Below are 13,952 nucleotides of genomic sequence, written 5' to 3' on the forward strand. Positions count from 1 at the left end.
CGATGTTGATCCTGCGCGGTGCTCCCGCTCTTTCCGCCTTCCGTCATGGCAAGCTCCTGGCACAACTGACCGACAAGGTCCCCGCCGTCAGCGGGCTGTATGCCGAGTTCGCCCATTTCGCCGAGGTTTCCGGCACGCTTGGCGCGGATGAGCAGAACGTACTGACCCGTCTGCTGAAGTACGGCCCCAGTGTGCCGGTGCAGGAACCTGCCGGGCGGCTTTTCCTGGTAGTGCCGCGCTTCGGCACTATTTCGCCGTGGTCGAGCAAGGCCAGCGATATCGCCCACAACTGCGGGCTGGAGAAGGTCCAGCGGCTGGAGCGGGGCATCGCCTATTACGTGCAGGGCGAGTTTTCCGATAGCGAGGCACAGCTGATTGCCGCAGCGCTGCACGACCGCATGACGCAAATGGTGCTCGATCGCTTCGAAGCAGCCGCCAACCTGTTCAGCCATGCCGAGCCCAAGCCGCTGACTGCAGTGGACATCCTCGGTGGCGGCCGCGCCGCGCTGGAAAAGGCCAATATCGAACTGGGCCTGGCCCTGGCCGAAGACGAAATCGATTATCTGGTCAGTGCATTCCAGGGCCTCAAGCGCAACCCGCACGACATCGAGCTGATGATGTTCGCGCAGGCCAATTCCGAGCATTGCCGTCACAAGATCTTCAATGCCAGCTGGGACATCGACGGCGAAAGCCAGGACAAATCGCTGTTCGGCATGATCAAGAACACCTACCAGATGCACAGCGAGAACGTGCTGTCCGCTTACAAGGACAACGCGTCGGTCATCGTTGGCCACACCGCAGGGCGTTTCTTCCCCAATCCTGAAACCCGCCAGTACGGCGCGGTGCAGGAGCCGGTGCACATCCTGATGAAGGTGGAAACCCACAACCACCCGACCGCCATCTCGCCGTTCTCCGGTGCTTCCACCGGTTCCGGTGGCGAGATTCGCGACGAGGGCGCCACCGGCCGCGGAGCCAAGCCCAAGGCCGGTCTGACTGGGTTCACCGTCTCCAACCTGAACATTCCCGGCTTCGAACAGCCGTGGGAACAGGCCTATGGCAAGCCGGAACGCATCGTCACGCCGCTGGACATCATGATCGAAGGCCCGCTGGGCGGCGCCGCGTTCAACAACGAGTTCGGCCGCCCGGCGCTGACCGGTTACTTCCGTACCTTCGAGCAGTCGGTCAGCACGCCGCGCGGCGACGAGGTGCGTGGTTATCACAAGCCGATCATGCTCGCCGGTGGCATGGGCAACATCCGTGAAGATCACGTGCAGAAAGCCGAGATTACCGTTGGCGCCAAGCTGATCGTGCTTGGCGGCCCGGCCATGCTGATCGGCCTGGGCGGCGGCGCCGCTTCCTCGGTCGCGACCGGTGCCAGCTCTGCCGATCTGGATTTCGCCTCGGTGCAGCGTGAGAACCCGGAAATGGAACGCCGTTGTCAGGAGGTCATCGACCGTTGCTGGCAGCTGGGCGACCAGAACCCCATCGCCTTCATCCATGACGTTGGCGCCGGTGGCATCTCTAACGCCTTCCCGGAGCTGGTCAACGATGGCGGCCGCGGTGGCCGCTTCGAACTGCGCAACGTGCCCAACGACGAGCCGGGCATGGCCCCGCACGAGATCTGGAGCAACGAGTCCCAGGAGCGCTACGTGCTGGCAGTCAGTGCCGCCGATTTCGAGCGTTTCCAGGCCATCTGCGAACGAGAGCGCTGCCCGTTCGCGGTCGTCGGCGAGGCGACCGAAGAGCCACAACTGACCGTCACCGACAGCCATTTCGGCAACACCCCGGTGGACATGCCGCTCGAAGTGCTGCTCGGCAAGCCGCCGCGCATGCATCGCAGCGCCAGCCGCGAAGCGGAACTGGGTGATGACTTCGATGCGGCTGCGGTTGATCTGAACGAGGCGGTCACCCGCGTGCTGCGCCACCCTGCGGTCGCCAGCAAGAGCTTCCTGATCACCATCGGCGACCGCAGCATCACCGGCCAGGTAGCGCGTGATCAGATGGTCGGCCCTTGGCAGGTGCCGGTCGCTGACTGCGCCGTCACGGCTACCAGCTACGATGTTTACACCGGCGAAGCCATGGCAATGGGCGAGCGTACTCCGCTGGCATTGCTGGACGCCCCGGCGTCGGGCCGCATGGCCATTGGCGAAACGCTGACCAACCTGGCAGCGGCACGCATCGAGAAGATCTCCGACATCAAATTGTCCGCCAACTGGATGGCCGCCGCCGGCCACCCCGGCGAAGACGCGCGGCTGTACGACACCGTGCGCGCCGTCGGCATGGAGCTGTGCCCGCAGCTGGGTCTGACCATTCCGGTGGGCAAGGACTCGATGTCGATGAAGACCCGCTGGAGCGAGGAGGGCGCCGAGAAAAGCGTGACCTCGCCGATGTCGCTGATCGTTTCCGGCTTTGCCCCGGTCACTGACATCCGCCAGACCCTGATCCCGCAGTTGCGCCTGGACAAGGGTGCCACGGACCTGATCCTGATCGATCTGGGGCGCGGGCAGAACCGCATGGGCGCTTCGATCCTCGCGCAGGTGTACGGGCAGCTTGGTCGCCAGGCACCTGACGTCGACGATGCCGAAGACCTGCAGGCGTTCTTCGCCGTGGTCCAGGGACTGAATGCCGACGGTCTGTTGCTGGCCTACCACGACCGTTCCGATGGCGGTCTGCTGACCACCGTGCTGGAAATGGCGTTTGCTGGTCACTGCGGCCTGAACCTCAATCTCGATGGTCTGCTGGAAAGCGCCGCAGATGTCGCACCCATGCTCTTCAACGAAGAGCTCGGCGCGGTGATCCAGGTGCGTCAGGATGACACCGAGATCGTGCTGGCGCAGTTCAGCGCAGCCGGTCTGGGCGACTGCGTCGCGGTCATCGGCCAGCCGGTCAACAACGGCCATGTGTCGATCAAGCACGGCGAGGAGGAAGTCTTCGCCGGTGAGCGCCGTCTGCTGCAGCGTCAGTGGGCGGAAACCAGCTACCAGATCCAGCGCCTGCGCGATAACGCCGAGTGTGCCGATCAGGAGTTCGACGCGCTCCTCGAAGAGGACAACCCGGGTCTCAGTGCCAAGCTCAGCTTCGAGGTGAACGAAGACATCGCGGCGCCCTACATCAAGCGTGGCGTTCGTCCGCAGATTGCGGTGCTGCGCGAGCAGGGTGTCAACGGCCAGGTGGAGATGGCAGCAGCGTTCGATCGTGCCGGTTTTGCCGCGGTCGATGTGCACATGAGCGATATCCTTTCCGGCCGCGTCAGCCTCGAGGCGTTCAAGGGCCTGGTCGCCTGCGGCGGCTTCTCCTACGGCGATGTGCTGGGTGCCGGTGAAGGCTGGGCCAAGTCGATTCTGTTCAACGCGCGTGCGCGGGACGGTTTCCAGGCCTTCTTCGAGCGCAAGGACAGCTTCGCGCTCGGCGTGTGCAACGGTTGCCAGATGATGAGCAACCTGCACGAACTGATTCCGGGCACCGAGAACTGGCCGCACTTCGTGCGCAACCGCTCGGAGCAGTTCGAAGCACGGGTGGCGATGGTCCAGGTGCAGGATTCGCCATCGATCTTCCTGCAGGGCATGGCCGGCTCCCGCCTGCCGATCGCCATCGCCCACGGCGAAGGCCATGCGGAGTTCGAGAGCGAAGAGGCCATGCTGCAGGCGGACCTGTCCGGCACTGTGGCGCTGCGTTATGTGGACAACCACGGCAAGGTCACCGAGCGCTACCCGGCGAACCCGAACGGCTCGCCGCGTGGCATCACCGGTCTCAGCAGCCGCGACGGCCGTGTGACCATCATGATGCCGCATCCGGAACGGGTTTTCCGCGCCGTGACCAACTCCTGGCGCCCTGACGAGTGGCAGGAAGACGGCGGCTGGATGCGCATGTTCCGCAATGCTCGGGTCTGGGTGGACTGATCGCTTCGGTCAGCCGAGCCCACCCCCAAAGCCCGCCGATAGCATATCGGCGGGCTTTTTCATTTGTGACGATGGTCTATGAACCGCCGAGCCTGAGCGTCGTCTGAGCTATGACGCGCCGCACCATTTGGTGCGGGCGTGGATGGCAGAATGCCACTTCACCTGCCGAACAAGGCCGGGTTCATCTGCACGGAGAGGTCGATGTACAAGCTGTGTTTCTATGTTCCAGACAGTCATCTGGAGGCGGTCAAGAAAGCAGTGTTCGCGGCTGGTGCGGGGCGTATAGGCGCTTACGACAGTTGCTGCTGGCAAGTCATGGGCCAGGGACAATATCGGCCGCTGGAGGGCAGCCAGCCATTCATCGGGCAGACGGGTCAGGTGCAGCATGTACCCGAGTGGAAGGTCGAGATGGTGGTGGCGGATGAACTCATTCACGACAGCGTCAAGGCCATGAAAAAGGCCCATCCCTACGAGACGCCTGCCTACGACGTGTGGCGGCTGTCCGACATGCAGTTCTGAAGAGATTCGACGGCTGTCGTTGAGGCGCGTTGGCAGGGTGCCTCGGGCTTGCTACGGACGAATCTCGATCAGCGTGCCGTCCTTCACCAGTTGCCATATCTCTCGCATGTCACTGTTGCTCAATGCGATGCAGCCTTCGGTCCAGTCTAGGGTGTGGAAGAACCACTCTGGATACTCCTCATCCAGCGGCGTGCCGTGCAGCATGATCATGTTGCCGGGCGGTACGCCCTCCTGCTGCGCGCGGGCGAGATCGCGAGCATTGGGGTAGGAGATGTGCATCGACAGGTTGTACTTGTCGCTGGTCTTGCGCCAGTCGATCCAATAGAAGCCTTCGGGCGTGCGCAGGTCGCCTTCGCGCAGCTTCGCACCGTTTGGCTGCTTGCCCAGCGACACTCGATAACTCTTGAGCGTCTGGCCGGCGCTGACCAGATGCAGCTTGCGTTCGGATTTGATTACCAGAACCTTGTCGATAGGCGTGCTGCCGAGGCTGGGGGTCGCATTGGCGTGGGACAGCGCGGTAAAGGTGAGGCAGAGCAGGGCGAACAGCCAGCGCATCGAGGCATTTCCTGAAAGACTTCATCAGACCTGTTTGTGCCAGTGTGGCCGACAGACGCTTCAGTCTGTAATCCGGTTCTGCTGGCGGTTTCGATAGCCGGCCACGGCTTCATTGCGCACCGGGAAGGTCTGCTGCACCCGGTCGGCGAAGAAGCATTCTAGGGTACGGCCAATGGTGGGAAAAGCCAGCTCGGACCAAGGGATATTCTCCTGCTCAAACAGCTTCACTTCCAGGCTCTCATCCCCGGCACAGAAGTCCAGATCGACCAGCTGAGCGCGGAAGAACATGTAGACCTGATTGATATGCGGCAGATCGAACAGGGTGTAGAGCTGCAGGTCACGAACCCTGGCACAGGCTTCCTCGAATGTTTCGCGCTCGGCTGCCTGTTGCAGGGTTTCGCCGTTCTCCATGAAGCCTGCCGGCAAGGTCCAGTAACCTCGCCGTGGCTCAATCGCGCGCCGGCAGAGCAGCACGCGGTCGTCCCAGACGGGTACGCAACCGGCGACAATGCGAGGGTTCTGGTAGTGCACGGTCTGGCAGGCGTCGCAGACGAAGCGTGGGCGATTGTCGCCGTCGGGGATACGGACCAGCACCGGATTGCCGCACTGGTTGCAGTATTTCATGAGCGTATTCCTGTTGGTTCAGGCAAATCTTGGTGTGTCATGGGCGATTGAGCAAGGACGGTACGGGTTCCTGTTGGCTGACAGACCTACGGTTTGCAGTTGTAGCAATGGACATCCAGGCGATCCGTTCGAGCGGCTCGATTGGCCATTTCGGGGCCTTGGGCCGTTACGCCTTTCATGCCATGATGCCGGTCAAAGACGAAACGAGAAAATTCATGCTGGACAAAATACTCCACCGGGTGCGCGCCTATTCTCCGCATCTTCTGGAGCCGGAAGACCGCCTGCCCGAGGCGGCCGTGCTGATGCCGATCACCCGCAGCGAGTCGCCGGAGCTGGTGTTGACGCTTCGCGCAGCCGGTCTGTCCACCCATGGCGGTGAGGTGGCCTTTCCGGGCGGGCGCCGCGATCCGGAAGACCGTGACCTGTTGCACACCGCGCTGCGTGAGGCCGAGGAAGAAGTCGGGCTGGCGCCGGGCATGGTCGAGGTCGTCGGCCCGCTCAGCAGTCTGGTATCGGTGCATGGCATCCATGTCACGCCCTATGTCGGGCTGGTTCCGGACTATGTCGAGTACCGCGCCAATGATGCGGAAATCGCCTCGGTCTTCTCGGTGCCCCTGGAGTTCTTCTGTGAGGATCCGCGCGAAGTCACGCATCGCATCGATTACCAGGGGCAGAGCTGGTATATCCCGTCCTACCGCTATGGCGAGTACCAGATATGGGGCCTGACGGCGATCATGATCGTCGAGCTGGTCAACGTCATATACGACGCTGGGATCGAAATGCGCCGTGCGCCAGCGGCATTCATCGATCTGTCCGGGCGTAGCGAGCCCTGAGCCGCGCCGCTTGGCTGATCCATCCGTACTGACAAGAAGAGGTGTGTCGTGAAATACCGTCTGGGAGAGTCGCGCGTCCAAGCGCATCCGCAGAGCTGGGTTGCGCCCAGTGCCACGCTGGTCGGCAAGATCAGGCTGGATGCCGGCGCCAGTGTGTGGTTCGGCGCCGTGCTACGCGGTGACAACGAGCTGATCCATATTGGTGAGAACAGCAACGTCCAGGATGGCAGCGTTATGCATACCGATATGGGGCACCCGTTGACGCTGGGCACCGGCGTCACGGTTGGCCACAACGCCATGTTGCACGGTTGCACGGTCGGTGATTACAGCCTGATCGGCATCAACGCTGTGGTCCTCAACGGGGCGAAGATCGGCAAACACTGCATCATCGGCGCCAATACGCTGATCGCGGAAGGCAAGGAGATTCCCGATGGTTCGCTGGTGGTCGGCTCGCCAGGCAAGGTGGTGCGAGAACTGACCGATGAGCAGAAGAAGATGCTCGAGGCCAGCGCAGCCCATTACGTGCATAACGCCCAGCGCTACGCACGCGATCTGGAGCCTGATGAGTGAGTACGCAGGAAAAGCCAGTAGCCTCGCCGTGTGTCAGCCTTTGCGCCCTGGATGACGGCGACCTGTGCGTTGGTTGTCAGCGCAGCGCGGATGAGATCCGCCGCTGGGGGTTGATGAGCAATGCAGAGCGCCGCGAAGTGCTGCAACGTTGTGATGAGAGAGCTCGTCTTGGCGGCCAGCTGATGTAGCAGGCGCGTTGCGCGCCCGTTTTTCGACGTTTGAGGGAATTCCATGCCACGTATAGGCACCCCGTTGTCTCCCAGCGCTACGCGCGTCCTGCTTTGCGGTTGCGGCGAGCTGGGAAAGGAACTGGTCATCGAACTGCAACGCCTCGGCGTCGAGGTGATCGCCGTGGATCGCTACGCTAATGCACCGGCAATGCAGGTCGCGCATCGCAGCCATGTGATCGACATGCTCGACGGCGCCGCATTGCGTGCCGTGATCGAGCAGGAGCGTCCGCACTACATTGTTCCGGAAATCGAAGCCATCGCCACGGCCACACTGGTTGAGCTGGAGCGCGAAGGCTACAACGTGATCCCCACCGCACGGGCTGCGCAGCTGACAATGAATCGCGAGGGCATTCGCCGCCTCGCCGCCGAAGAGCTCGGCCTGCCGACCTCACCCTATCGCTTTGCTGATTCCCTGGACGAGTGCCGCGCCGCCGCCCTCGCGCTGGGCTTCCCCTGCTTGATCAAGCCGGTGATGAGTTCGTCCGGCAAGGGCCAGTCGGTGCTGCGCAGCGAAGCGGACATTGACGCCGCCTGGGACTACGCGCAAGCGGGCGGTCGCGCAGGTCGCGGTCGGGTCATCGTCGAGGGGTTCATCGATTTCGATTACGAAATCACCTTGCTGACGGTCCGGCACGCGGGTGGGACGAGTTTCTGCGAACCGGTTGGACATCGTCAGGAGAAAGGCGACTATCAGGAATCCTGGCAGCCTCAGCCGATGGAGTCCGTGGCAATGGCCGAGGCACGGCGGATCGCGCTGGCTGTCACCGATGCATTGGGTGGACGTGGCATCTTCGGCGTCGAACTGTTCGTCAAGGGCGATCAGGTCTGGTTCTGCGAGATATCGCCGCGTCCTCACGATACCGGGCTGGTTACGTTGGTGTCGCAGGACTTGTCCGAGTTCGCCCTGCATGCGCGGGCCATCCTCGGGCTGCCAATTCCGGTAATCCGTCAGCTCGGCCCAGCAGCGTCGGCGGTGATTCTGGTGGAAGGAGAGTCCGCCGAAGTGAGCTTCGGTAACCTGGCCGACGTGCTGGCGGAGCCGGATACGGCGCTACGTCTGTTCGGTAAGCCAGGCGTCAGCGGGCAGCGGCGCATGGGCGTGGCGCTGGCGCGCGACGTTTCCATCGACGCAGCAAGGCAGAAGGCGCTGCGCGCCGCTGCTGCGGTAAAGGTCGAGTTATAACGGTTGTGGAGTCGGCACCTGCCGGCTCCATCATTCCGGTTGCTGGTCGGCCGCCCGTGCGTCGCCAATTGTCCAGGCGCGTACACTTTTCACCCGATTGTCGGCTGCCTGCAGAATTTCCAGTCGGTAGTTACCGATCTGCAAGCAGATGCCGGCATCCGGCATGTGCTCCAGGGCTTCGGTGATCAGGCCGTTGAGCGTCTTTGGGCCGTCACAAGGCAGCTGCCAGTCCAGAGCGCGGTTCACCTCGCGGATGTAGGCTGCGCCGTCGATGACCAGTGTGCCATCGTCCTGCGGGTGGATATCGGGACTGCGCAGGGTGTCCTGATTGCTGAACTCGCCAACGATTTCTTCGAGGATGTCCTCGAGCGTCACTACGCCGCGCACGTCACCGTATTCGTCTACCACGATGCCGATCCGTCGCTTCTGCTTCTGGAAATTCAGCAGCTGGGTCGAAAGAGGGGTGTTTTCCGGCACGAAATAAGGCTCGCTGCAGGCGGCCAGCAAGCTTTCCTTTGTCAGCTGATCATGGCTGAGCAGACGTGCAATCTGCCGCATGTGGACGATGCCTTCGATCTGGTTGATATCGTTGCGAAACACCGGCAAACGGGTGTGAGGTGTGGTGCGCAGCTGGCTGACGATCGATTCCAGGTCGTCGTCGAGGTCGATGCCGGTGACCTCGTTGCGCGGAATCATGATGTCGTCGACGGTCACGCGCTCCAGGTCGAGAATGCCCAGCAGCATGCTCTGGCGGTTCAATGGCAGGTCGCTGCCAGACTCGCGCACCACACTGCGCAGTTCCTCGGTCGATAGGCTGTCGTTACCCTTGTTCGACAGGTCGACGCCGAGCAGCTTGAGCAAGCCGTTGCTCACCCAGCTCAGCATCGCGACCAACGGGTAAAGCACCTTCTGCAGCATCTTCAGCGGCAGGCTGACCGGGTAGGCGACGATTTCCGGGCGCAGCGCGGCCAGGGTCTTGGGCGTGATCTCACCAAATATCAGCAGGATGATGGTCAGGCCGATGGTGGCAATCGCAATGCCCGCTTCGCCCCAGAGCTGCATGGCCAGAACCGTGGCGATGGAGGAGGCGAGGATGTTGACGAAGTTGTTGCCGACCAGGATGGTGCCCAGCAGGCGGTCCGGGTGGGCCAGCAGCTCGCTGGCGCGTATCGCGCCTCGGTGACCTTCCTTGGCTTGGTGCCTGAGGCGGTAGCGATTGAGGCTGAGCATGCCGGTCTCGGAGCTGGAGAAGAAAGCCGAGCACAGCAGCAGAAAGACCAGCAGTCCGACCAGAAAGCCGGGATGGAGATTTTCCACGGGTTACCTGTTCGCGTCAGATATGCAGGATGAATTCGCGGACCAGCTTGCTGCCGAAGTACGCCAGCATCAACAGGCAGAAGCCAGCCAGCGTCCAGCGGATGGCCTTGTAACCGCGCCAGCCGAGTTGCTGTCGGCCCCACAGCAGTAGCCCGAACACGACCCAGGCGGTCACTGAGAGGAGTGTCTTGTGGACCAGATGCTGGGCAAAAAGATCGTCGAGAAACAACCAGCCCGAGAGCAGTGAGGCGGACAGCAGTACCCAGCCCGCCCAGAGAAAGCCGAACAGCAGGCTCTCCATTGTTTGCAGTGGTGGGAAGTTGCGGATCAAGCCCGAGGGGTGCTTGTGCTTGAGGTGATGATCCTGCAGCAAGAGCAGCAAGGCCTGGAACACCGCGATCGTGAGCATTCCATAGGCGAGGATCGAGAGCAGGATGTGCGCAAGAATCCCAGGTTCCTCGGCGATCGCCGGTGTGGTGCCGGACGGCGCGAACTGGGCGAACAGCACGGTCAGGCAGCCCAGCGGAAACAGAAGCAGCAGCAGGTTCTCCACCGGCATTCGATGCAGTGCCAGGAGAATCAGGAGAATGACGGCGGCGGCGATCAGGCTCGATGCGGTGAAGAAGTCGAGGTGCAGGCCGCTGGGGGAGAGCAGCTGAATGAAAAGGCTGATGCCGTGGGCAAGCAGGGCAAGCAGGCCGAGGGCGAGCAAAAGACGCTTGTCCGGTGCGGCGCGCTGTGCCAGACGCAAACTTTGATAACCCGTGACGCCGGCATAAAGAGCGGCGGCGGCAAGGCTGGGTAGCAGAGGGTGCATAGGTTCCGGTAACGGGCTCGAAAGGTCGTGAGTGTGGCACAAACACCCGAGGGGCAAAAGCTGCGTCAAGGTTACGTATCGTCGCGGCAGGGTTGGCTCTCGATTCTCTCCGTTCCTAATCGCACGGCGTTCGCAGATCCGTGACCTGGGAGCAACTGGAACGAAAAGCAATGCGGGCGGGGTACCGGCGGGGCACCTCCACCTTCTATAATCCCGTCCTTCAGCACATCCAGCGTGGAATGGCTCATGTTCGAAAACCTAACCGACCGCCTCTCACAAACGCTTCGCCATGTTACCGGCAAGGCCAAGCTGACCGAGGACAACATCAAGGACACCCTGCGTGAAGTGCGCATGGCGCTGCTCGAGGCCGACGTCGCGCTGCCGGTGGTCAAGGAGTTCGTCAATCGGGTGAAGGAGCGCGCCGTCGGCACTGAGGTGTCGAAGAGCCTGACGCCTGGGCAGGCGTTCGTGAAGATCGTCCGCGCCGAGCTGGAAGAATTGATGGGGGCAGCCAACGAGGATCTGGCGCTTCAGGTCACGCCTCCGGCTGTCGTGCTCATGGCGGGGCTGCAGGGCGCGGGTAAGACCACCACCGTGGGCAAACTGGCGCGCTTCCTCAAAGAGCGCAAGAAAAAGACCGTGCTGGTCGTTTCGGCTGACGTCTATCGTCCGGCAGCCATCAAGCAGCTCGAGACGCTGGCAGCTGAAGTCGGCGTTACCTTCTTTCCGTCCGATATCAGCCAGAAGCCGGTAGATATCGCGCAGGCCGCGATTCGCGAAGCCAAGCTCAAGTTTATCGATGTCGTGCTGGTGGACACCGCCGGGCGATTGGCGATTGATGCCGAGATGATGGCCGAGATCCAGGCCGTTCACGCAGCGATCAATCCGGCTGAAACGCTGTTCGTTGTCGACGCCATGACTGGTCAGGACGCGGCCAATACTGCGCGCGCGTTCGGCGAGGCGTTGCCCCTGACTGGTGTAGTGCTGACCAAAGTCGACGGTGATGCCCGTGGCGGTGCGGCGCTGTCGGTACGGCACGTGACCGGCAAGCCGATCAAGTTTCTCGGTATGGGGGAGAAGAGCGACGCTCTGGAGCCTTTCCATCCGGATCGTATCGCGTCGCGCATCCTTGGCATGGGCGATGTGCTCAGCCTCATCGAGCAGGCCGAGCAGACCCTCGATCGTGAAAAGGCCGAGAAGCTCACCAAGAAGCTCAAGAAGGGCAAGGGCTTCGATCTCGAAGACTTCCGCGATCAGTTGCAGCAAATGAAGAACATGGGGGGGCTGGGCGGGCTGATGGACAAGCTGCCATCGATTGGTGGCGTCAATCTGTCGCAGATGGGCCACGCCCAGGGCGCAGCGGAAAAGCAGTTCAAGCAGATGGAGGCGATCATCAACTCGATGACCCCCGCAGAGCGCCGCAATCCCGATATTATCAGCGGCTCGCGCAAGCGCCGAATCGCCATGGGTTCGGGTACTCAGGTGCAGGATATAGGCCGGCTGATCAAGCAGCACAAGCAGATGCAGAAGATGATGAAGAAGGTCACCGGCAAGGGTGGCATGGCCAAGATGATGCGCGGCATGGGCGGGATGCTTCCCGGTGGAGGCATGCCGAAGTTCTAGTGATCATGGCACTGCGGCAGGGCGCCGGCGCGGTCGTCTACGGCGCGGCGCCGGCAATAGCTTTGAGCCGCCCTGTCGCTTTGGTAAAAGAGTTTGCAAAATCCCCGGCATTCCTTAAAATGTGCGGCCTTTCGGGCCTAGGCCCATTTTAAGTAAGTGTGTGCCTTAAGTTAGCACCGACTACAGGAACGATGTTCACATGGTAACTATTCGTCTCGCCCGTGGCGGCTCCAAGAAGCGCCCTTTCTACCACCTGACCGTGACCAACAGCCGCAACCCGCGCGATGGTCGCTTCGTCGAGCGCATCGGTTTCTTCAACCCGATCGCCACTGGTGCGGAAGTGAAGCTTTCTGTAAACCAGGAGCGCGTCACCTACTGGCTGAGCCAGGGCGCACAGCCGTCTGAGCGTGTTGCTCAGCTGCTGAAGGAAGCTGCCAAGGCCGCTGCCTGAATCGCATGAACGCAACGTCTGCTCCGGTCGATGACCTGGTTGTCATCGGCAAGATCGTTTCGGTGCATGGCGTGCGCGGTGACGTAAAGGTCTATTCCTTTACCGATCCGATCGACAACCTGCTGGACTATCGACGCTGGACGCTAAGGCGAGGCGACGAGGTGAAGCAGGTCGAGTTGGTCAAGGGGCGCCTCCAGGGGAAGATTCTGGTGGCAACGCTGAAGGGCTTGGATGATCGCGAAATCGCGCGTACCTACGCCGATTTCGAAATCTGCATCCCGCGCAGCGAACTGCCCGCCTTGGACGACGGTGAGTACTACTGGTATCAGCTCCAGGGTTTGAAGGTCGTCAATCAGGCGGCGCAGTTGCTCGGTAAGATCGATCATCTGCTCGAAACCGGAGCCAACGACGTTCTGGTTGTAAAGCCTTGTGCTGGAAGCCTGGATGATCGCGAGCGTCTGCTGCCTTATACCGATCAGTGCGTGTTGAAGATCGATCTGGACGTGGGTGAGATGCAGGTCGATTGGGACGCGGATTTCTGAACGGCATGGCCGCTTTGCGCGTTGAGGTCATCAGCCTCTTCCCCGATATGTTCGCAGCCATATGTGACTTCGGGATTACCAGTCGTGCAGTGAAGCAAGGGTTGTTGCAGTTGAATTGCTGGAACCCCCGAAGCTACACCGAAGACCGCCACCAGACCGTGGATGACCGCCCATTCGGCGGAGGTCCGGGAATGGTGATGAAGATCAAGCCGCTTGAGCTTGCCCTGGCTGATGCCAAGCAAGCCGCGGGGGAAACGGCGAAGGTGATCTACCTGTCGCCGCAGGGGCGCCGCCTGAATCAGGCAGCGGTCCGCGAACTGGCGCAGGAGAATGCACTGATCCTGATCGCCGGTCGTTATGAGGGCATCGACGAGCGTTTCATTGAGGCGCACGTGGATGAGGAATGGTCGATCGGTGATTACGTGTTGTCCGGCGGCGAGCTGCCGGCAATGGTGCTGATCGACGCCGTGACCAGGCTGCTTCCGGGCGCCCTGGGTCATGCTGGTTCCGCCGAGGAGGACTCGTTTACCGACGGCCTGCTCGACTGTCCGCACTACACGCGACCTGAGGTGTATGCGGGTAAATGTGTTCCTGAAGTGCTGCTCAGCGGTAACCATGAACACATCCGACGCTGGCGCTTGCAGCAGTCCCTTGGAAGGACCTGGGAGCGACGCGCCGATCTTCTGGATAGCCGCTCGCTTTCTGGAGAAGAACAGAAGCTGCTGGCGGAATACATCCGTCAGCGGGACGATAGTTAACGTATCGATGGCAACCCGGTGGGTTGACCTT

Annotated in this window: 14 protein-coding genes; 10 read left to right on the top strand and 4 right to left on the bottom strand. The window is 61.8% G+C overall.

Translation table 11 applies throughout. The features are described 5' to 3' along the window. Positions 1–2 precede the first annotated feature (2 nt). Together purL and EA798_RS15230 are read left to right on the top strand one after the other, a co-directional pair. Positions 3–3,899, top strand: a complete 3,897-nt coding sequence (gene purL / locus EA798_RS15225) for a phosphoribosylformylglycinamidine synthase (RefSeq protein ID WP_122099473.1) — start codon at positions 3–5, stop codon at positions 3,897–3,899. 201 nt (positions 3,900–4,100) lie between these two features. Continuing rightward, a complete protein-coding gene (locus tag EA798_RS15230; protein WP_122099512.1) occupies positions 4,101–4,418 on the top strand; it encodes a YqfO family protein in 318 nt (105 codons plus the stop codon). Positions 4,419–4,469: 51 nt separating this feature from the next. Here EA798_RS15230 and EA798_RS15235 read toward each other — a convergent pair whose 3' ends face one another. Next, entirely contained in the window at positions 4,470–4,973 is a 504-nt protein-coding gene (locus EA798_RS15235) for a L,D-transpeptidase family protein (protein ID WP_122099474.1), read from the bottom strand. Positions 4,974–5,033: 60 nt separating this feature from the next. Then, the gene (locus EA798_RS15240; protein WP_106155605.1) at positions 5,034–5,597 is read right to left on the bottom strand and encodes an NUDIX hydrolase; all 564 of its coding nucleotides are present in this window, start codon (positions 5,595–5,597) and stop codon (positions 5,034–5,036) included. A gap of 215 nt (positions 5,598–5,812) precedes the next feature. Between EA798_RS15240 and EA798_RS15245 the strand changes: the two genes are divergently transcribed. Genes EA798_RS15245 through purT form a run of 4 tightly spaced genes read left to right on the top strand, consistent with a single transcriptional unit; the run spans position 5,813 to position 8,413 of the window. Continuing rightward, complete coding sequence (locus EA798_RS15245) at positions 5,813–6,430, top strand: CoA pyrophosphatase (RefSeq protein WP_041757041.1); 618 nt, start codon at positions 5,813–5,815, stop codon at positions 6,428–6,430. Positions 6,431–6,478: 48 nt separating this feature from the next. Continuing rightward, positions 6,479–7,000 carry a gamma carbonic anhydrase family protein gene (locus EA798_RS15250; protein WP_015277870.1) on the top strand — a complete coding sequence of 174 codons (522 nt, stop codon included), beginning with the start codon at positions 6,479–6,481 and terminating at the stop codon, positions 6,998–7,000. Then, on the top strand, positions 6,997–7,188 hold the full coding sequence (locus EA798_RS15255; RefSeq protein WP_106155604.1) for a DUF1289 domain-containing protein: 192 nt from the start codon (positions 6,997–6,999) through the stop codon (positions 7,186–7,188). Before EA798_RS15250 ends, EA798_RS15255 begins: the two co-directional genes overlap by 4 nt. Before the next feature lie 43 nt (positions 7,189–7,231). Next, positions 7,232–8,413 carry a formate-dependent phosphoribosylglycinamide formyltransferase gene (purT, locus tag EA798_RS15260; protein WP_122099475.1) on the top strand — a complete coding sequence of 394 codons (1,182 nt, stop codon included), beginning with the start codon at positions 7,232–7,234 and terminating at the stop codon, positions 8,411–8,413. Positions 8,414–8,443: 30 nt separating this feature from the next. Here the strand turns inward: purT and EA798_RS15265 are convergent, their stop codons facing one another. Both EA798_RS15265 and EA798_RS15270 read right to left on the bottom strand, forming a co-directional pair. Further along, on the bottom strand, positions 8,444–9,730 hold the full coding sequence (locus tag EA798_RS15265) for an HlyC/CorC family transporter (RefSeq protein ID WP_122099476.1): 1,287 nt from the start codon (positions 9,728–9,730) through the stop codon (positions 8,444–8,446). A gap of 16 nt (positions 9,731–9,746) precedes the next feature. Further along, positions 9,747–10,547 carry a cytochrome C assembly family protein gene (locus EA798_RS15270; protein ID WP_106155601.1) on the bottom strand — a complete coding sequence of 267 codons (801 nt, stop codon included), beginning with the start codon at positions 10,545–10,547 and terminating at the stop codon, positions 9,747–9,749. Positions 10,548–10,793: 246 nt separating this feature from the next. Between EA798_RS15270 and ffh the strand changes: the two genes are divergently transcribed. From ffh to trmD, 4 genes are all read left to right on the top strand, one after another. Continuing rightward, complete coding sequence (gene ffh / locus EA798_RS15275; protein WP_003282952.1) at positions 10,794–12,170, top strand: signal recognition particle protein; 1,377 nt, start codon at positions 10,794–10,796, stop codon at positions 12,168–12,170. A 199-nt stretch (positions 12,171–12,369) separates the two neighbouring features. Continuing rightward, positions 12,370–12,621, top strand: coding sequence for a 30S ribosomal protein S16 (rpsP, locus tag EA798_RS15280; RefSeq protein WP_106155600.1), 252 nt, complete (start codon positions 12,370–12,372; stop codon positions 12,619–12,621). A 5-nt stretch (positions 12,622–12,626) separates the two neighbouring features. Beyond that, a complete protein-coding gene (gene rimM, locus EA798_RS15285) occupies positions 12,627–13,163 on the top strand; it encodes a ribosome maturation factor RimM (protein ID WP_106155599.1) in 537 nt (178 codons plus the stop codon). A 5-nt stretch (positions 13,164–13,168) separates the two neighbouring features. Continuing rightward, complete coding sequence (gene trmD, locus EA798_RS15290) at positions 13,169–13,921, top strand: tRNA (guanosine(37)-N1)-methyltransferase TrmD (RefSeq protein WP_106155598.1); 753 nt, start codon at positions 13,169–13,171, stop codon at positions 13,919–13,921. Positions 13,922–13,952: the final 31 nt, after the last annotated feature.

This window comes from Pseudomonas songnenensis (assembly GCF_003696315.1).
GTDB classification, from domain to species: Bacteria; Pseudomonadota; Gammaproteobacteria; order Pseudomonadales; family Pseudomonadaceae; genus Stutzerimonas; species Stutzerimonas songnenensis.